Raw genomic sequence first — 19,415 nt, 5'->3', positions numbered from 1 at the left:
TTATTGGGGCGGAAGTGACCGCCCCTTCTCTTTTACAACCCGTCATTAACTAATAGATATGGCTTGTTATCCGAATTCTCTGAACTGGCCAGCGTTACAACGATTCCCGTAGTATTAGGGTCGCTCCACTGAAAGGTCGGCGTAAGTCCAGCCGCCGCTGCCGCGACAACATAAGCGGTCACATCCGCGCTGTACCACCCGGACCCGGTGACCCGGACTGTTCCGAGATTCGTTCCGCCGCTGACAGGGCGGTTATTCCAGGTAATGCCACTCTCGGTCCACTGCGCTCCGGTGTAGCCCTTCAGAGCAAGCGTAACCGGAGAAGCTGGAGCAGCGGTAACATAGACGTTCAGCGTTACGGACTGCACCGCCGTCCCGGAGAGATTCAGCTCTGCCTTCATGAAGGCGATACGGTCGCCTCCGCCCTGTGCATTCGGCAGATCGGCAACCTCCAGCACAGGCTCCTGCCCGAAATTAGCGGAGGGCTGGTGCTCATGGACATAGGCATCCATGGTCACCGGGATCACCGGATCTGCCGGAGCACTTCTCTCGATATGCAGCAGATAGAGATCTGCGGTTCCATCCTCGTGATACACCAGGACCGATACCTCGGCAGGCTCTGATCCGATCGTAACGGACGCGGCTGTTCCCGATGCCACGGGCATTCCGTTTACAAGTACCGCATCCGAGGCCTTGACGGTAACCGGTGTGACTTGTAGCACGGTTACGTTGCTGTTGACTGTAACGGTATAGGCATTGTCACTTGCAGCAAAAGGCTTATCCCACACTCCTGCCGATAACGTTAATCCACTAAGCCCGCCATGCGACAGTAATGCGGAAGTATGCGGCAGGTCATGGGCGCTGGCATAGTAATAACCGGCTGCCTGAACTCTTCTCGGCTCGAATCCGGCTTGACGCCCCGACAGAATAGCCTCTGAAGTGAAGGCAGCCCGCCCATCCGCTCCTGTAACTGCCGCCGCGTAACGGCCCGCCGAATACGTGAAGCGGCCTTCTATAACTGCTCCTTCAAGCACCACCCCGGTAGTATAGTCGCGCACTTTCATGGTAGCGGAAGCCGCAGTCCCGGTGTAGGCTAGCTGCATATCCGTCACAATCATCGGCCTAAGCGCTGTGCTTCCAGTAACAGCTGACACTTCGCTGGAGACCGGCCCGATATTGCCCGCCAGATCACGGGCGGCGATGCGGTAATAATAAGTGGTATCCGGGAGCAGTCCCTTGTCCTGATAATTCAGGCCCCGGGCGAGTCCGGCAATATCCGCAGAGGTTGGCGTGAAGCCGGGTACTGTGCTGCGGTAGATAATGTAGCGGTCTACCTCCAAGTTGTCAGTAGCCATTCCGTAATTCAGCCTTATGCTCTGATAGTCACTGGCAACAGCGGTTGGCGTACCCGCAGGTGCAGATGGTGCTTCATGGTCTTCCGGCGCTGTCCAGAAGACGCCGCCCGGTCCCCAATATGAAGGTAATGCCCGGTAGGAATCATAATGATGGACAGCGATTCCGCCGAAAGCGCTGCTCTGCCCGGAAGCGGCGTAGACCTTGTCCAGCTCTGCTTCCATGTGGCTGCGACCTTCCTCCTGGAAGGTAATGGTCTCCGGGTCACCGCTGTTAGCAATATCCAGCGTCTCTACCCCGATGACTACGGAATTCGGCTTGCCGATCGCCTCGGCATAAGCCAGCTCTCCAGCTGCGCCGGCAATGATGCCCGCTGTGCCGTCTGCGGAATCCCGGTAATCCATGATCGAGATATAATCGGAGATATCCTGGATATGCTCGGACAGCCATTTTGTCGTGCCATTCCACTGGATATTCGCCCCCTGCTCGGAGGAATCATACCATTTAGGGACAGCAGGGCCGAAGGGCAGCTGGATACCGGCTGTATCCCGGCGGTCAATCATTTTTTGGAGACCATCCAGGTACTCCTTTTGCAGGAACTTGCTTGGGTCTTTGAAGTCCGGGGAGATATACGGCTCGATGTCCACATTGATTCCATCGAACTTCTCATCCGCATCCACCGCAAGATTGTAGTTGATAATCTGCTCGATCTCCCGTACAGCATGACTATGGTAGCGCTCATAAGCACCCATATAAGCCGGGGAGGTTCCGCCCGCGACAAGGGCATGGACGCTTAAGTTCCGCTCATGCGCCCAGCGCATGAAGGAGCGTAGCTCATCCTCCTGCTCCTCCAGCGCCCGGTAGCCCGCGTAGTTGCCCACAGCCAGATACAGCGTCGTCACCGGCTCTGATCCGAAGGTTGCGGTGTCCGTAACGAAGGACTCCAGCACCTCCCGCGAACCCGGATTCAGCAGCAGCTTATAGCTCTCCGGCTCCCAGATCCACATGGCCCGGTCCTGATCGGGCAGAGGCACTGCCGCTTCATGTGTGCCCGCACCGACCTGCGCATAGACGGTCGGGCTGTAGCCGTAGCGTCCGGGCGCATTCGTGGCCCGGGCTTCCAGGCTGATCGTGCGGTCACCGATGCCCGCCGTATTCCAGGCATATACATATTCCGTGCCGTTATAAGCGGCCTGCTGCCACGGTCCCCGGTTCACCCGGACCTGCACAGCCGAGACTGGCGTAATCGACTCTGCCTGAACGGTGACCGCCACCTGTCCGGTCACAGCAATCCCTTCGTCCGGTCCGGTAATCGTCACCACTGGCGCAACGCCTGCCGGGTTGTTCACCTCAAGGGTGACGGACGGACTCCACACCCCATAGCGGGTGGTGGTATCCAGCCCGCGGGCCACCAGCTCCACCGAACCGTTGTAACGTGAGGTGTCGAGCGTATAAGACCAGGTGCCGCTGTCATCCCCGTCCGGGTCATCCAGCAGCGCTTCGAACTGGGCCGTCCCGTTCACATATAGCCGGACATCGTACAGTCCGCTATAGGTACCACTGACCTCCACCGGCCCGCCGGAGGAGACATATCCCCCGGGCGGTTCATCCAGTGTAATGGTGCCTGCGGCCCGGGCTGCGCCCGGAACCGCTACTGCTGAGAGTACAAGAATCAGACCTACCACCGATAGAATCCATCCAAGCCGTTTGCCAGAGCCTTGCAGCCATTGCTTCATAAGCGGCGCCTCCTTTAATGGTCACGCGATTACCCTGAATGCCTTGCCTGTGCTTCAGCGGTTCTTCCCTGCGGTCAGTACCCGGTTAGTTGCTGCTCAATTGAATATTCTGAACACGGTCATACGCTTCCTTGTACGTTGCCAGCAGCTTGTCCACGCCCAGATTGTTGATCTCCTCAACATATTTATCCCAGTCCGCCAGCTTACGGGAGCCGGTCACGAATTTGGCAAAGCTCTCATCACGGTGCTTCTTGATCGCCTGTCCGGTGATCGAGATGACTTCATTCTCCTTCTCGGTGAAGGCCGGACGCGGCTGCATGTTGGCCGGATCGTATTTGACGGCTTCTTCATAGGCGTGCTTCAGGTCATCCGAGAACAGGGACAGATGGGCATTGAAGTCAATCCACGTATAGGTTCCGCTGGTCTGAAGTCCCGTTGCTTTCCGCATTTCAATCACATCGGTGAATTCCGGCTTGAACTTGATCGTATCGCCTTCCTTCACATACGTCTCACCTTCCACACCCCAGCTGCTGAGCGTGCGGCCTTCTTCCGAATAGAAAAAGTCCATATAACTCATGATATCTTCGATATTCTTGGAGGTGGAAGCTACCGTCAGACCGCCCTCCATGTAATGGAAGTAAGGATTGAGCTGCTTGCCGCCCTCAAGCCCTGCGGGAGGAGCCATGAACTGCATATTGAATTCAGGGTTCTCCTTGCGCATCGCATTATTGAAGAAGTCCACACGGCTGATATAATCTACGGTTACAAAAGACTTGCCGGTAGACACCATGTCCTGCCACTGCTTGGTCTGCAGCGAGAGGAAGTCCGGCGGAATCAGCCCTTCATCATAGAATTGCTTCCACATGCCGACCATTTCCTTGTAGCTGTCCTCTGTCGGCCCATAGCGCCATTCTTTTGCATCAAAATCGTAGTACGCCCCTTCGCCCGTTCCATAGTTGACCGTCATATTCGTGTTCATCTCATCCGGGATCTGTCCGTAACGGAGCGACAACGGGTAACTGTCCGGGTATTTCGTCTTGAGCGTCTTCAGAGCCGTATGCAGCTCATCATAAGTCTTGGGAGCCTGAATGCCTTCCTTCTCAAAAACATCCTGGCGGTACATCCAGATCATCCGGTTCGTCTCCCCGAAGCCCTGGTTCGGGAACATATACATTTTGCCGTCAGCGGAGAGCGCCGCCTTCGCCTCATCCGGATATTGTTTCATCCAGGCGGTCAGATTCGGCAGCTTGTCCATGTATTCCATCAGGTCCACGAGTGCTCCCTGCTGGCCGAATTTGTTCGATTCCTTGCGGTTGGGCATATACATCAGATCCGGCAGCGCATTAGAGGCCACCGCGAGATTCAGCGCTTCAGCCAGCTTCCCGGAAGGAGTCTGCACCTCCAGCGTGACCCCGGTCTGATCCTTGATCCAGCCCCAGACCGGCCAGTCCTTGGAATAAGGGAAGGTGGCATTGTTGTCCAGCAGTGCGGTGAAGGTGTGGGCCTGCTTCGCTTCCGAAGTGGCCGGAGAAGCTTCTCCTCCAGGTGCAGCCGTAGCCGCAGGCGAAGCGGAATTGTTATTGCCCCCGCTGCAGCCGCTCACCAGTATTGCCGCTGCCGCGAGGGGTAGCATTACAGACTTCCATTTGTTCATTCTTCATCTCTCCCTTAAGTAGTAGTTATGGTTCAGACCGGTTCAGCCCTTCACTGCACCGATCATGGCGCCTTTGACAAAATACTTCTGAACAAACGGATATACCGTGAGTATCGGCAGCGTAGAGACCATAATCGTTGCATATTTGAGCGACTCTTCAACGACCTGGTTGTCTCCCCCGATCCCGGTCACATCCCCCGAGCTTGCGCTTCCCGCCAGCACCAGATTGCGGAGCAGCACCTGGAGCGGGAACAGATCCGGAGTGCGCAGATACAGGAGCGGATAGATGAAGTTATTCCACATGCCCACTGCGTAAAATAAAGCAATAGTGGCGAAGGAAGCCTTCGACAGCGGAATGATGATACGCATGAATATCCCGATATCATTCAACCCGTCGATGCGCCCGGATTCCTCCAGCTCCTTGGGAATGCCCGAGAAGAAAGTACGCATCAGAATCAGATTCCAGGTGCTGACCGCGCCCGGCAGGACCATGCCCCATACGGTATCCACCATATTCAGGGAGCGGACCACGAGGAAGGTCGGGATCATCCCGCCGCTGAAGAACATCGTCACGACGATCAGCATCGTGAAGGTCTTGCGCAGCGCCATATCCCGGCGGGAGAGCGCATAGGCCCCGGTAGACGTAACCACCAGCGAGATCAGCGTGCCGAGCACGGTGTAGATCAGCGTGTTTTTATAGGCCGTCCAGATCTTCGGGTCTCCAAGCACCAGCTCGTACATCTTCACATTGAAGCCCTTGGGCCAGAACGAGACCGTGTTCTTGATGACATTGATATCGCTGCTCAGAGACACCGCCAGCATGTGCAGGAACGGATAGAGCGTAATCACCACAACGATCAGCAGAAAGAACGTGCTGACAATATTAAACAAGGATATTCTCGGTGATCTCATCACCACACCTCTTCTCTACCATAGACTTGTCTCACTGACACGGCGGCTGATGTAATTGGCGCTATAGATGAAGATCAGGCTGATGATGCCCATGAACAGGTCGATGGACGCACCATAGCTGAAGTTCCCCTGTTCCATCCCGACCCGGTACACATACGTGCTGATGATGTCAGCTGTATCATAGATCGCCGGGTTCTGCATCAGGAATACCTTCTCGAAGCCAATCTCCAGCACCTTGCCGATATTCAGAATCAGCGTGATGACAATCGCCGGTGAGATGCCGGGCAGCGTAACATGCCAGATTTTGCGCATCCGGCTGGCCCCGTCCATGTCGGCTGCTTCATAGAGTTGGGGATCAATCGCCGTTAATGCCGCCAGATAGATGATGGTCTCCCAGCCGATATGCTGCCAGATCTCCGAGAGAACATAGATCCCCCGGAACATCCCCGGCTCATTCATGAAGTTAATCGGTCCGATTCCGAACGTGCCCAGCAGATTGTTAATCAGGCCTCCTGTCGGCGACAGGAACATAATCACCATGCTCGCCACAATGACATTCGAGATGAAATGCGGCAGATAGCTGACCGTCTGCACGAATTTTTTGAACGCAGCCTTACGGACTTCATTCAGCAGAATCGCCAGGATCACCGGAGCAGGGAAACCGAACACCAGCTTGTACAGACCCAGGAGCAGGGTGTTCTTCATCAGCGGCCAAAAGTCAGGATTCTCAAAAAACATCCGGTAATACTTCAGCCCCACCCAGTCGCTGGCCCAGATTCCTTTAAACAGATTATAATCCTTAAACGTAATGACGAGGCCGAACATTGGCGCATACCGGAAAATCAGATAGTACAGCAGGCACGGCAGGAACAGCAGCCATAGTGTTTTGTTATGGTTCCAGGTCCGCAGCAGACGCCCTTGACGCCGGTAAGGATCTTTCATTTCCTTTCGCAAGTTGTCTTGTACTACACTCGTTTGAGCCATAGGCATTCCCCTCTTGTTCTTAATGATGCAGCTCGCTGAATGTCAGCTAACTTCCCCTCTGTTTCCGGGGTTTGTCTCCGAATTATAGCGGCAAGTCTTTGGGAAGCGCTATCAGCATGTTATATATCTTTTCGCCCTATTTGCGTATTTCCCTAGAATAGCGTATAAATCAGCAAAAGTGCATATTGTGCGTGTCAGCTTTGTGCCGCTATGATAGGATAAAACGATAACCAAGCGGCTGCACCTGAAGGGGGAATACATATGAAGAGACCGCTTACCAGCCAATTTGCCCTTAGCGGCCTGTTCGTCAAGCTCATGCTCAGCTTCCTGAGCGTCATCCTGCTTCTGGCTTCATTCAATCTGTTCTCTCATCTATATCTTAGCGGGAAGGTCTATCAGGAGGTGGTCCGGCAGAACGAGCAGAGTCTAAAGCAGACGGTGGAAGGGTACGAGAATCACTTCCGGCTGACGCAGAATATGATTCTGGCGCTGACCCAGTCAGATACGTGGACAGCCAACCTGGGCATTCTCAGCCATCTGAAGGAGAACCGGCGGTATGATATTCTCAGCGAGGTCAAGTCGGATCTGATGACGCTGTACGGGAATCCTTTTATGCATATTGAGAATTTCATTCTGTACTTCAAGGCGGAGGACTATGTTCTTGAGAAAGAGGGACTGAGTAGCGCGGCCGACATGTTCGGCAAATATTATTACAGCGGGGAGTATCCGGCGGATTTCTGGAGCGCCCAGACCATGGACAACCAGTATCTGAAGGTCCTCCCTGCCGCCTCTTTTACGGAAACAACAATGAGCTCCACGCGTGCGCTCGGGCGGCTGATGCCGGTTATGATCAAGGCTATTCCTTATGAAGAGGTCTACGGCATTGTGATGCTGAATCCGCAGCGGCTGGAGCAGGCGTACGGGGATGCCGGGAAGAATCCCTTCTATATAATGGATGCGCAGGACCGGCTGCTCTTCTCCACCGCAGAGACGGAGCTGCCGGCGCTGGAGTATGCCGTTACTACAAGCTCGCATGAGCGAATCGGGGATAACTATTATTTCTATCAAAAAGGGGCGCAGACCGGCTTCACCTACGTCCGGGTCACCGAGGTTGCCGCCATCGCGAGCGGGCTGCGCGGCATGCGGCTGCTGCTCGCAGTTCTGCTCGCTGCTGCGGTGCTGGTCAGCCTTCTGTTCTCGCTCCTGTTCAGCTACCGGCTGAACCAGCCGCTCCAGCGCCTGATCGCCGCGTTCGACCGCAAATCGGGCAGCGTCCCCGGCAAGGTGAGCAGCGTCAAGGAGTTCGCCATTATCGGCGACCGCCTAAGCTCCATCCTGGAGAACAACCGGTTCATCCAGAACGATCTGGCGCACAAGAATTCGCTGGTCCGCCAGTATGCTTATACTCATAAGGTGAAAAATATTCCGCTGAACGCAAGTCTGAATGAGCTGGAGGATGCCCTGCATTCCGAACGCCCGTATGCCTCCATCCTGTTCAAGCTCAGCTTCACCCGCCTGCCGGAGGAGCCTGAGAAGCATACGCTGGCGTTATGGCAGCTGATTCAGCGCCTCTTCACCGGGGAGGAATCCGAGAACGTCGCCTTGCAGCCGGAGCAGGATCTGCTCTTGCTGCTGCTCTTCGATCCCGGTCCGCAGAGCGCCATTCTTCAGGTGCTGGGCACTTTGCAGGAGCTGCTGGCAGAGGAGCATTCCCTCTACCTCACGATAGCGGTCAGCCCGGTGTATTCGGGGGAAACCCCGTTTACCGATGCTTACCACAACCTGTCCGAGCTGCTGAAGGAACGCAGACTGAACGGGGAGACACAGATCATCGTGGAGCCGCGGGCCTCGTCGGCTAAGGCGTTTCATCTGAAGGTCACCCATGGGGAAGAGCTGCATAACCTGCTGCAGTCCGGCAGCGAAGAGGCGGTGTTCGGGTGGCTGGACCGCCAGCTGGAGCAGCTGCAGAATAAGGATGCCGCTGCGGAGGATTTCCGGGCTTTTGCTGCGGGAGTGGCAGAACAGACAAGCAAGACCGTCATGAAGCTGAATCTGCCGGAGCTTGAAATGGGGCTGGTCGCGGCCCTGTCCGGTGAGCCGTTCGCCGCCTTCTATTCCACGCAGCAGTATAGTGAATGGCTCCGGGAGCTGGTGACTCCTGTGCTTGCGGCGGTCCGCAGCGGCTCGGAGACCCGGGACCCGGTCATCAGCTTCGTGCTGGAGTATCTGGAGAAGCATTACGGGGAAGACATCAATCTCAATATCGTAGCCGACAAGCTGAATCTGACCTCCGGCTATCTGTCGAGCATCTTCAAGGAGAAGACCGGCATCAACTTCAGCGAATACCTGAACACGCTGCGCATTGAGCGGGCCAAGGAGCTGCTGGTGAATATCGACCTGCGCATCCAGGATATCGCGCTTCAGGTCGGCTACCAGAATGTGAACTCGTTCATCCGTATGTTCAAGCGTGCCTCTGGCCTGACTCCGGGCGAGTACCGGAAGCGGGTTGGCGGGGATAATCAGGGGCTGGGTTCGGTGGCCGGGGAGGAATGAGGAGGGAGAATCTCAGTTCCTGTCTTTATAAATTATCTCCGTATTACTAACAATAATGTTTCCGTTATTCCCCGTGCCTACGGCTTCACGATCTGAAATAACCGTTGTATCAGGCGGTATAGAATTAGAAGAGCTTCCCTTCTTCTTGTTGTTTTTTACATCATAGAGAAAGTAAGAAGTATCCTTCGCCTTCGGCGCTGAATAGCCCGTGGGCGAAGGCTCTAAAGTATAGGATTTAATCACTGCAATATTAGCATCCCTCCATCCTGTAACCTCCACTGCCGAATCATCATTGCTATCTTGCGCTTGAATGGAAGCAATAAGAAGCCCGTCCTTATCGTAGAAGTGTATGACCTGCGGAGCTATTTTTAAATAATCAATATCGATATCCAGGATTCGCTTGCGGTCATCCAAGGATTGATCCATCCAGGCAATGGTCCCCGCCGGGTTCCACTTTATTTTCTCAGATGGCACATATTGATTCGCCGGCAATGCTACCATGCGTAACGGAACGCCTTTATTATTGTAGAATGTCAATTGTCCGCTCTCATCATCATGGACAAACCGCTCCAACGTTGGAGCAAGAAAGAGAGAAGGCGCTCCACTCGTCGAATGAGGGATGACAGGATATTTCAATAGATGCACATCATCCTTGCCTGTTTTCAGATCAAAGATCCATACATTGCCAAGGTAGCTTTGCAGGAATAGCTTTTGCTCATCCGCTCTCCATTCTTGCTTATAGATATAATCGTAATCAGGTGTAAGCGGCCAAAAGTCTTCGCGGAGACGTTCAATAGCTCCCGTGGTTACATTGTAAGCGGACAAGTGGTATTGTCCTGCCTTCTCCGTCAGCTCCGATTCCAGAAACAACAGATGGTCTTCATCCATTGGAAATAGCATATTGTAACTGCTCATAAATGAATTATTCCAGCGATTGTCTGATGAGTTCAATGTATCGCTCCATCTTACACCTACTTCATCCGTAGAAGGATCATGAGATATTAATGCGTTGATTGCGTTATGGTCTCCGTAAAAGAGATGCACGGTATTATATTTTATCCCCTGTAATTCAACGGCAGGGCCTCCGCTTAGCGAATAGTTATTTTCCGGCAGACCGATCGGCCTGGCCACAAGATCTCCGGCAGAGTTCCTCACGGCTCTGAACGTCAGATCTTCCAAGCTTGATTCTGCGAACACCTTCTTCTTCAATTCAGCCGTAGCTTCCTTAGTCAGCGTATATCCGGTATGCGTATCTCTCATATCCATAATCATGGCTTGTTCGCTCTCCTCGTTGATCCATAGCTGAAACGCATATTTCTTCTTTGCGGATTCCATAAAGATATCGTAGTTGGCATCAGTCACATTTAGAACCCCTGGTAAGGGGGCTGCACTTTGGATCGCGCGGGTAATCACTTCTATAGATTCTTGATCTGTGTATTCCATGGGATCTTGAGGATTCTCCGGTGCCATGTTGAGTAATTTGGTGACCGTGATTTTCTTGACTGACTCAAAGTCGTAGTTTGTTAGGGTCTGCGTACTGCTGTCGTCATTGGGGCTGGACACGGGATGAACAGAGTTGTTACCTTGTAGGGCTTGGTCATTGTTATCCCCGCCGGTACAGCCCGCCAACGATAGAATAAAAGAAATAGCTACTGCTGGGACTACAAGTTTTCGCTTTATCACATTGAAACCTCCTTCTTTCTTCTATAATTATAGGACGACAAAAATGGGAGATAGTTGCATATTTCCCTGTGTAATAAAAAGAGACCTGCACTAATCCCTAGACATTAGACAGGTCTCTTTTAAAATTGCAATCCCGCAAGGGCGCGGCTATACCGTCCTGCGCCGAAACCGGCTGAATTGGCTCAGCTATCCGAGCTCGCCAAGATTCATTCGTATATCAGCAAGTGTACAAAATCCAACTGTTTGCCGCTAAGTGTAACGACACGCGCCCATGTCCCTACCCATGCGTGAAGTTCTAACCTACTTGCTATCAAGTCATATCATCCCGCAGCGCATCAATGATATTCTCCCGCTTGATTGTGCTGACCGAATACAGCATGGTGACGAATACGATCAGGAGCACGCTGAACACGCTGATTCCGATGCTGACCCAAGGGAAGACATAGTCAATCTGGTCCGCCCCGCCGATGAGCATGCCCCGGTAGATCAGCCAGGAGAAGGCCAGCCCGGCGGGAAGCCCGAACAAGAGCGCCCTCATGCCATAGAAGGCACACTCGAAATTCATCATCTTCTGGAAATTGCGGTCGGACATCCCCACTGAGCGGAGCATCGCCAGCTCCCGGCGGCGCAGCTTAATGTTCGTCGAGATCGTGTTGAACACATTGGCAATCGCGATCAGTGAGATCATGATAATGAAGGTATAGGCGAACACGTTGATGATGAATATCGTATTGCGGCTCTCATCCATCATCGCATACACATTGTACAGCTTATACTCATCCGTAATTTGCGCACCTTGGATCGTCTTCTCCATCTCCGCGACCGACTGTGCCGGATGCTTGGAACGAAAGGTCAGGCCCTTCACTGCCGGCGGACTGTCCGCCGTCTCAAACTTGCCGATGAGTGAATAAGGAGCGATTATCCGGAAGAAGAACGGTTGACTAGAGGCGGGGCTTCCTGTAACCGGCAGGGTATCCGGCGGTACAGTCTCTACGAACGTAACCGTTACGTCATGCCCCTGCCCAGTCTTCGACCCTCCCTCTGATTCAGGGGCAATGGTCAGGGTAGAGGATGAACGCTTGAACAAATTAAGGAACTCGTCAAACTCCTTCAGCCGCTTATCGTCGGCAGGACTCATCGATTTGGCAAAGGCGAGGAACTTGGCGTCCGGACCTGTATATTCCGCTGCGGACAAGCCCAGCCCTTCGAGAATCTTCAGATAGGCCTTGTCATCCAGAAACTGCAGATCTACGGGCAGCGTTGCCTGCTCATCCGACCGGCCCGGCGAAGGAGCATCTGTTTTTCCTGCATTTCCTGCTTTTCCATCATTGACTGCTTTCCCCGAGTCCCCCTCTGTGCCCCAATAGGCATCCGAGAGCTCGCTTGCCTGGGTTGTCCCCGTCACTTTCAGCAGCGTCTGGTAAGAGCTCTCATAGATGCCGCCTGCGGTTCTGAGCTTGTCGTAGAGCGCCAGCATTTCACTGTCTTTCATCGTTGGTGTGGCGAAGCCGATATCATAGGTGGTGAACGCTACTGCCTGTTCCGACATCTGCTTCAAATCAGTGACAAAAGCGCTGGCCGATATAAACAGCACGACGCTTAACATGAGCGACAGCACAATGCTGCGGTAGCGTTTCTTGTTTCTTTTGAAATTCTTAAGTGCAAGGGTGCCTTCGAGACCGTAGATACGCTGCGCCCGGCTGGACGTCTTCAAGGCCTTGGCTTCAACCTTGACCTCGTTCGTCTGGCGGATACTCTCCATCACGGGAGTGCCTGCCGCCTTCCTGGCCGGAATGTAGGCCGAGATCAGAATCGTAACCATACTTAGTGCTGCCGCACACGTAATGGCCGGAACAGACACCTTCAAGCTCAGAGGTACGCCGGAATAGAGAATATTCCCGAAGTTCCTGGATACGGCCATTAGCACAAGTCCCATGCTGCCTATTCCCAAGAGAATGCCAGCCGGTATTCCGGCCGCACCAATACACAGACCTTCGAACAGCACAGAGTTACGCAGCTGCTTCGCTGTGGCTCCCACCGATGAGAGAATGCCAAACTGGCGTGTGCGCTCATTCAGGGAGATGGTGAAGGCGTTGTAGATCATGAAGATCGAACCGGTCACAATAATAAAAGCGACGATCCCACCAACCGTGTACAGTAGAGCAGTTAGCAACCCGCTGCTTGAGACGCCCATGAAGCGCAGCACATTATCGTTGTAGATGTAAGTATGGCCTGAAGCGGTGCTGCTTGCGTAAGCCTTCACTTCACGCGGATGCTTCAGGGTAACATATAAGCTGAAGCTGTCCACCCGCTCTGACGGATCGGCTCTGGTAATCAGGGTATAGCCTGGTGCAGCGGATTCCTCAAAAGCAGGCCTTGCGCAGATTCCGACGACCTTGTAGGTTCGCTCTGCACGGGGCACCAAAGCTTCAGCGGCCTTATCCGCCTGATAGGCATCATGCTGGTTCAGCCGCTGGTTGCCGTTCATCCGGTCTCCCACACCCAGTGTGAGCGTGTCGCCCTCCGCGAACTTGATCCCGCCGTTCGCCGCCAGATGTGACGGGACTAGAATCTCACTGCTGTTATCCGGCATTCGGCCGGAGACCAGAGTGACGGGCAAGGTACCAGGGGAAGCTTCGTCTTCACTTACGCCAGCAATGAACAGATAAGGCTTATCCGGGTTCTTGCCGCCGCTAAGTGCTGCATAGCCAATATTTTCGAAGGATGCTGTACGGGCTACGGCCTGATCGTGTGTCCGTTCCTGCAGGAAGGAGGAATCCACAGCCGGGAACCCGATGTGCCAGCCGCCGTATTTGGCAATGGAGCCCTTGATCATATAGCTCTGCAAGGATACGGCGAAGGTGGAGACAGCAGTGATCATAGCGGTGGATAGGATTACTCCGATAATCGTTACAATGGTCCGCGTGCGGCTTTTTTTGAGGCTCTGGAGGGTAACCTTATTGAAAATATTCATGGCCGTACCCGTTCGTCCCGCACAACCCGGCCGTCCGAGATGCCGATAATCCGGTCTGCCTGGAGGGCAATATTCTCGTCATGCGTAACGATGAGCAGGGTCTGCCTATACTTCTGATTACTTAATTTCAGCAAATTAATAATCTCATGTCCATTCCGGCTGTCGAGGCTGCCTGTGGGTTCATCCGCCAGCATGACCGCCGGGGCATTCATCAGTGCGCGTCCGATGGATACCCGCTGCTGCTGTCCGCCCGAGAGCTGATTCGGCAGATGCGTTCTCCGGTCCGTCAGCCCCAGCAGCTCAAGCAAATCGTTGAGCCGCTCCTCGTTGACCTTGCGTTTGTCCATCAGAATCGGCAAGGTGATATTCTCGACCACATCCAGCGTGGGAATCAGATTGTGGAACTGGTAGATCAGCCCGACCTGCCGCCTGCGGAAGATCGCCAGCTTGTCATTGCTCTGCGCATATACATCCTGTCCGTCCAGATAAACATTGCCGCTTGTCGGCACATCAACTCCGCCGATGATGTGAAGCAAGGTAGACTTCCCGGAGCCGGAGGAGCCGATGATCGCCGTGAACTCCCCCTTCTCAATCGTCAGAGACACCTCGTCCAGCGCTGTAACCCGGTTATCTCCCTTCCCGTAGACCTTGCTCAGCTTGTCAATTCTCAAAAACTCCATGCTGCAATTCTCCCTTCACCTGATCTGTCCCTATCATAGAGCCGCAAGCTTACATCTCTGTGACTTTCAGGTGAGAGATCCGTCACTTAGGGAAACGAAGCCTGAAGAGCGCACCGCCTTGCGGATGATTATGTGCGGTAACGGTTCCTCCCTGCCGGGTGATAATCATTTTGCAGAGGGCGAGGCCGATTCCGTACCCTGCATGCTTAGGGTTACTGCCGCGATAGTAGCGATCGAACAGCCGGGGGATTTCTTCCTTGCTGAAGCCCGGGCCGTTGTCATGTACTATCAGCTCGGTATACAGCGGATTGTCTGTGCAGACCAGCTCAATCTTCCCATTCTCCCCTGCGCTTTCCAGGCAATTCTTCAGGATATTCTGGATCGCTTCCGGAAGCCAGGCCGGATCGCCTTGGATCACTACTCCTGAAGGGCAATCGATCCTTAAGTCTACATTGCGCAGCTCCATCTGGATCAGGAACGGACGAGCAGCGGTGCGGAGCAGGTCGTTAACGGCGATAGGCCCGCTTTGAAATACAACAATACCCGCATCCAGGCGGGATAGCCTGAGCAGAGAGGTAATCAGCCAATCCATCTGCATCAGCAGCTCCTCGGTCTCCCGTATAAAAGCTTTCCGCTCGTCTTCCGCAGGACTATTCGCAAGCAGCGTCATAATCAGGTTCACCGAGGTGAGCGGGGTACGGAGCTGGTGGGCGATATCAGCCAGGGAATCGGCAAGATGACCCTTTTCCTTGATCAGCTCGCGGTTCTGATCGCGGATGCGCTGCGTCATTTTGGTAATCTCGCTATGTAAGATGGATAACTCGCCCTCTTCCGAATTAGCGATGAACAGATGGTCCGCATTATGCAGCACCCGGTCAATTTCATCGGACAATCTCGCCAGGCTCCTGTATCTGGCCCGGGTAAATCCAACGAACGCTATGCCAAAAGCAGCAGCGCAGCCTATGGCCAGGACGCCCGCTGCCGTGTTCATGACGAATCCAGCCGTTACAGCGGCGGCGGCGAGGAGGACGAACACCACGGCAAACTGCCGGACCTCTCTATTGCGCAGCATCGCTGCCCCCCAGCCGGTATCCCGTCCCCCGCACCGTCAGGATGATCTTCGGGCTTGCCGGATCGCACTCGATCTTCTCCCGCAAGCGCTTGATATAAACAGTCAGCGTATTGTCATTGACGAACTCGCCGGCCGCGTCCCACAATTCATCCAGCAGTCTGCCCCGTGTAATAATGGTTCTGGGATTGTTCACAAATACGAGCAGCAGCCGGTATTCCAGCGCGGAGAGGAATACCTCCCGGCCGTTTTTTTTCACAACTCCGCTGGCCGGATCAACATGCAGCCCGCCGAGATCAAAAGCGGACCCGGAGCGCCCGCTTTTTCGCAGAGCCGTGCCCATCCGCGCGATTAGCTCCCGTGGCCGGAACGGCTTGGTGATGTAGTCGTCCGCCCCCATATTCAGCCCGGTCACCACACTCGCCTCGTCGCCCGAAGCCGTCAGGAAGATGACGGGAATGTCCTGCTCCTCCTTGATCTCCGTGCATACCGTAAAGCCATTGCCGTCCGGCAATGAGATATCAATCAGCGCCAGGTCAAACGTATGTCCGTCAAGCGCAGCCGCTGCTTCCTTGCGCGTAGGCGCGTGCGTGACGGTGAACCCCTCCGAGTGAAGCAGCAGCACCAGGTTGCGCGCAATGGCCGGATCGTCTTCAACCAGCAATATTTGTGTCATATTTAAGGGCCTCCGTTGTAGCCTGTTATGTATAAAAAGGTACTCTTATTAAGAGTACCTGTAAAGAAATCATTAAATTAATACTGGGCAGCCTGCGCCTGATCCGGCGCCTTATGCTTCATGATCGGTAACATCATAAGTGCACCCAGGAGGAACAGGAGTCCGGCTCCGCTGTAAATGGTACTAAGCGGCAAAGCGCTCTTCAGCGCACCCGACAGCGACATGGACACCACCATCATCCCGACGAACATCGGATTCAGCACCCCGTTGACCCGGCCGACAATGGAGCTATTAGACCATCTCAGAATCATCGTACTGATCCCGATATGAATACAAGGGAACATCAGCCCGTTCAGGAACTGGATGGTCAGCGTGAGCGGAATGCTTGTCGAGAACCCGACAATGGTCGTACATACGGCACCTGCCAGCATCCCCATGGCGAGCAGCAGCTGGGGCGGAACTTTTTTGGCGAAGGCGGCTACGAGCCCTCCCCCGATCAGCATGGCTGCACCGTTGACCATAAGCATGTATTGCAGGAACTCCTTGCTTCGGCCAAGCCGCTCTGTAACGATGAACAGATTCAGTGCCTGGGCTGCGCCCACGGCAAGTCCCGCCAGTACAAACGCAAGTCCGAGCATCCGCAGCACCTGGCTCTGCCAGACATACCGGAAGCCTTCGGTGAAGTCCTTACGGAATTGCCCTTTCGCCGCAACTGTCCCGGCTTCCATATGATCCTCCGGCAGACGAATAAGCACGAGCGCCGACAGCAGAAAAGCAACGCCCATTACGGCAATGGAGATCTCAAGGCCGAAGGTGCTGTATACGAAAGTGCCTAACATCGGTCCGAGAACCATGAAGATGGCCATCAGCGATTGGAAGAGCGCCATCCCCTGCTGCAGCTGTTCCTCTGGTACATGGAACTTAAATAACCGCATACTGGAAGGCTGGGAGAACTGCGACAGAATGGCCGAGATGAAGGCGACCAGATACACGGATTCCCACGAACCGAAGTGAATGCTGAGCAGAACGGCGAACACCGATACCGCAGACAGGGAATCGCACCAGATCATCGTCCGCTTCGGGCGCCACCGGTCCGCAAAGGTTCCTCCAATGAAGGAAAAAACAAAGATAGGCGCAAATTCAGCTACGCTGATCAGCGAAATGGCGTAGGGATCATTATTGGTCCGCTCCGCAACATAGAGCAGAATGGCGAAATTACGCACCCAGATCCCGATCTGCAGCAGCACACTGGATAATAAAATCGTCTGCAGAAAGCGATTACGGAACAGGCTTGGCGGATTTGCGCTTTGGTCATGCTGATTCAACGTTTAACCCCCTATTTATCGATAAAATACGCTCAGCTTCTTAAGGCGGGGTTCTCCTTTCACTCTCTATATTATAAGGAGCGGACCGCGATCTTGAAAGCTATAAATGCAGGAACAGACGGGGTCAAGCGATCCCGAAATATTCCTTCAGCCCCGCTACGATAGCAGCCGCTACCCGGTTCTGGAAATCGTCGGAGAACAGGATGGCTTCCTCGGCGGCATTGGACAAGAAACCAACCTCCAGCAGCGTAGCGGGCATGTTGGAATATTTCAATACGATATATTTATTGTATTTAACCTTGCGGTCCGGAAAGCCGGTGGTCCCTTGCAGATGTCGATGCATGATATCGGCGAAGGCTTTACTCTCCTGGCTGTAATAATAGGTTTCGGTTCCCCGCACCTTGGGCGACCCTGTGACAGAATTGCCATGGATGGAGACGAAGGCATCGGCCTGCAGCTCATTGGCCATCTCTGCCCGCTGCTTGTTGGGCGGATAGGTATCCTCACGGCGTGTCATCACAACATTGAACGCCGGCTCCTGCAGCAGCAGGCGCTCCACCTTCAAGGCGACGCTAAGGTTGAAATCTTTCTCCAGCTTCTTCGTAATGCCGATCGTTCCCGGGTCCGCACCCCCATGGCCGGCATCAATAACAACGGTCTTCTTCCCGTTGCCCGGCTGGACCGGCACTGCCGGAGGCAATTCGGCTGTGGCAGAGCTCAGATCGACGACCAGGAGCCGGGAGGCGGCATCCTCCTCGATGTAACTGGTATACTTCGTATCCGCAGAGAGCGCAATCACAATCCGCAAGGTGGCGGCGTCCGGTTCGAATAGCCCGTAATACAGCTTGTTGACATTGGGAACGCCGGTAACGGTCTGCTCGCCGGATTGGGTGCGGCTATCCCACGATACCGTCTGTAAGAAATCTGCGGAAAAGTTCGTCCGGGGCAGCTCCACTACAATCTGCAGCGGTTCGTTTCCGGTATGTACAGACGGCTGGACATCGCCGGTAAAAGCAAGCATCAGGCGGTCATCACTGAAGCTGAGACTATGGACGGTGGAAGTCGCCGCGGCTGCGGCGGGCAGGGGCACCGGCTGGTCCGGGACTTCAGGGCTTGCCGGAGCAGGAGTGATGGCCGGCTGCTCCGGCGGAAGCGGGGCTGAAGTCAAGCCCACCACCTTGAGACTGTTGTCCCAGCTCACCTGGACACCCATGGCTTCGCTGATGAACCTTAGCGGAACCAGCGTGGTTCCGTTACGATTCCGGGGAGCGGTGGCCAGCGAATGGGAGGCCCCATCGATCAGGGCTTTCTTTTGGCCGATCGTCAGCACTATACTGCCGGATTCCTTCGGGATGGTTACGGTTCCAACCTGTTGATTCCAGAGAACCCCCATTCCCATATTCTCCGCAATGATCCGCAAGGGAACCATCACACTGCCGTTGATCAATTCGACTTTGTCTTTCTTTTGCATAGGGATCGCTTGCCCGTCCAGTATTATGGTCGGACTTGTCTTCACAGCGGCACTGGCCTGCCCGTTGAGCGGGAAGCATAAGAATAGAACAGCCAAAAGGAAGAACCAACTACATTTTTTCATAAGTGCATCTCATCCATTTCATCTAATTTGTAGAATTGCTGATTCTTAAATTAGACTCCAATAATTGGAATAGGTTGCGAAATTGAGCATTTATAATTAGTTATATCAAGTGGAAACGGGTTTGCCATCCTTTTAAAGGACGGTACCGTTTCAGCGAGAAATAGAAGGATAATTATAGCGCGAAGCATATAAATTCTTATCTTTCTACGAAAAAACGGCACC

12 protein-coding genes are annotated in these 19,415 nt (G+C 54.1%); 1 reads left to right on the top strand and 11 read right to left on the bottom strand.

The window, feature by feature from the left end; all coding sequences use genetic code 11:
* Positions 1-32 precede the first annotated feature (32 nt).
* The 4 genes from NST26_RS16010 to NST26_RS15995 all read right to left on the bottom strand — a co-directional run bounded on the left by NST26_RS16010 (position 33) and on the right by NST26_RS15995 (position 6,597).
* Complete coding sequence (locus NST26_RS16010) at positions 33-3,089, bottom strand: CBM96 family carbohydrate-binding protein (RefSeq protein ID WP_340952825.1); 3,057 nt, start codon at positions 3,087-3,089, stop codon at positions 33-35.
* Positions 3,090-3,174: 85 nt separating this feature from the next.
* Positions 3,175-4,743 (bottom strand): extracellular solute-binding protein, encoded by a 1,569-nt coding sequence (locus NST26_RS16005; RefSeq protein ID WP_340952827.1) that lies wholly within the window; start codon positions 4,741-4,743, stop codon positions 3,175-3,177.
* Between the two features lie 42 nt (positions 4,744-4,785).
* On the bottom strand, positions 4,786-5,655 hold the full coding sequence (locus tag NST26_RS16000; RefSeq protein WP_209870928.1) for a carbohydrate ABC transporter permease: 870 nt from the start codon (positions 5,653-5,655) through the stop codon (positions 4,786-4,788).
* Positions 5,656-5,670: 15 nt separating this feature from the next.
* Positions 5,671-6,597, bottom strand: a complete 927-nt coding sequence (locus NST26_RS15995) for an ABC transporter permease (protein ID WP_051478139.1) — start codon at positions 6,595-6,597, stop codon at positions 5,671-5,673.
* 303 nt (positions 6,598-6,900) lie between these two features.
* Here NST26_RS15995 and NST26_RS15990 point away from each other — a divergent pair, with 303 nt between their 5' ends.
* The gene (locus tag NST26_RS15990; protein WP_340952830.1) at positions 6,901-9,192 is read left to right on the top strand and encodes a helix-turn-helix transcriptional regulator; all 2,292 of its coding nucleotides are present in this window, start codon (positions 6,901-6,903) and stop codon (positions 9,190-9,192) included.
* Positions 9,193-9,204: 12 nt separating this feature from the next.
* On the opposite strand, the gene NST26_RS15985 is transcribed toward NST26_RS15990, so the two are convergent.
* The 7 genes from NST26_RS15985 to NST26_RS15955 all read right to left on the bottom strand — a co-directional run bounded on the left by NST26_RS15985 (position 9,205) and on the right by NST26_RS15955 (position 19,193).
* Positions 9,205-10,875 carry a hypothetical protein gene (locus NST26_RS15985; RefSeq protein WP_339314326.1) on the bottom strand — a complete coding sequence of 557 codons (1,671 nt, stop codon included), beginning with the start codon at positions 10,873-10,875 and terminating at the stop codon, positions 9,205-9,207.
* Positions 10,876-11,185: 310 nt separating this feature from the next.
* Positions 11,186-13,849 carry an ABC transporter permease gene (locus NST26_RS15980; RefSeq protein ID WP_339314324.1) on the bottom strand — a complete coding sequence of 888 codons (2,664 nt, stop codon included), beginning with the start codon at positions 13,847-13,849 and terminating at the stop codon, positions 11,186-11,188.
* Complete coding sequence (locus NST26_RS15975) at positions 13,846-14,529, bottom strand: ABC transporter ATP-binding protein (RefSeq protein WP_036726914.1); 684 nt, start codon at positions 14,527-14,529, stop codon at positions 13,846-13,848. The genes NST26_RS15980 and NST26_RS15975 overlap by 4 nt, the downstream gene beginning before the upstream one ends.
* Before the next feature lie 82 nt (positions 14,530-14,611).
* Entirely contained in the window at positions 14,612-15,601 is a 990-nt protein-coding gene (locus NST26_RS15970; RefSeq protein WP_340952834.1) for a sensor histidine kinase, read from the bottom strand.
* Positions 15,588-16,274 (bottom strand): response regulator transcription factor, encoded by a 687-nt coding sequence (locus tag NST26_RS15965; protein ID WP_339314320.1) that lies wholly within the window; start codon positions 16,272-16,274, stop codon positions 15,588-15,590. The genes NST26_RS15970 and NST26_RS15965 overlap by 14 nt, the downstream gene beginning before the upstream one ends.
* Positions 16,275-16,351: 77 nt before the next feature.
* Positions 16,352-17,599 (bottom strand): MFS transporter, encoded by a 1,248-nt coding sequence (locus tag NST26_RS15960; RefSeq protein ID WP_340952836.1) that lies wholly within the window; start codon positions 17,597-17,599, stop codon positions 16,352-16,354.
* Positions 17,600-17,723: 124 nt separating this feature from the next.
* Complete coding sequence (locus NST26_RS15955) at positions 17,724-19,193, bottom strand: N-acetylmuramoyl-L-alanine amidase (RefSeq protein ID WP_340979443.1); 1,470 nt, start codon at positions 19,191-19,193, stop codon at positions 17,724-17,726.
* Positions 19,194-19,415 lie beyond the last annotated feature (222 nt).

This window comes from Paenibacillus sp. FSL R7-0128 (assembly GCF_038002245.1).
GTDB lineage: Bacteria > Bacillota > Bacilli > Paenibacillales > Paenibacillaceae > Paenibacillus_AQ > Paenibacillus_AQ silagei.
The sequence above is the reverse complement of the archived record's forward strand: the minus strand, read 5'-3'. Positions and strand labels throughout refer to the sequence as shown.

Excerpts from the sequence above, each read along its gene's own strand:
- NST26_RS15955 (WP_340979443.1), bottom strand. The coding sequence starts at position 19,193 with ATGAAAAAATGTAGTTGGTTCTTCCTTTTGGCTGTTCTATTCTTATGC.
- NST26_RS15975 (WP_036726914.1), bottom strand. The coding sequence starts at position 14,529 with ATGGAGTTTTTGAGAATTGACAAGCTGAGCAAGGTCTACGGGAAGGGA.
- NST26_RS15990 (WP_340952830.1), top strand. The coding sequence starts at position 6,901 with ATGAAGAGACCGCTTACCAGCCAATTTGCCCTTAGCGGCCTGTTCGTC.
- NST26_RS16005 (WP_340952827.1), bottom strand. The coding sequence starts at position 4,743 with ATGAACAAATGGAAGTCTGTAATGCTACCCCTCGCGGCAGCGGCAATA.
- NST26_RS16000 (WP_209870928.1), bottom strand. The coding sequence starts at position 5,655 with ATGAGATCACCGAGAATATCCTTGTTTAATATTGTCAGCACGTTCTTT.
- NST26_RS16010 (WP_340952825.1), bottom strand. The coding sequence starts at position 3,089 with ATGAAGCAATGGCTGCAAGGCTCTGGCAAACGGCTTGGATGGATTCTA.
- NST26_RS15970 (WP_340952834.1), bottom strand. The coding sequence starts at position 15,601 with ATGCTGCGCAATAGAGAGGTCCGGCAGTTTGCCGTGGTGTTCGTCCTC.
- NST26_RS15980 (WP_339314324.1), bottom strand. The coding sequence starts at position 13,849 with ATGAATATTTTCAATAAGGTTACCCTCCAGAGCCTCAAAAAAAGCCGC.
- NST26_RS15995 (WP_051478139.1), bottom strand. The coding sequence starts at position 6,597 with ATGAAAGATCCTTACCGGCGTCAAGGGCGTCTGCTGCGGACCTGGAAC.
- NST26_RS15965 (WP_339314320.1), bottom strand. The coding sequence starts at position 16,274 with ATGACACAAATATTGCTGGTTGAAGACGATCCGGCCATTGCGCGCAAC.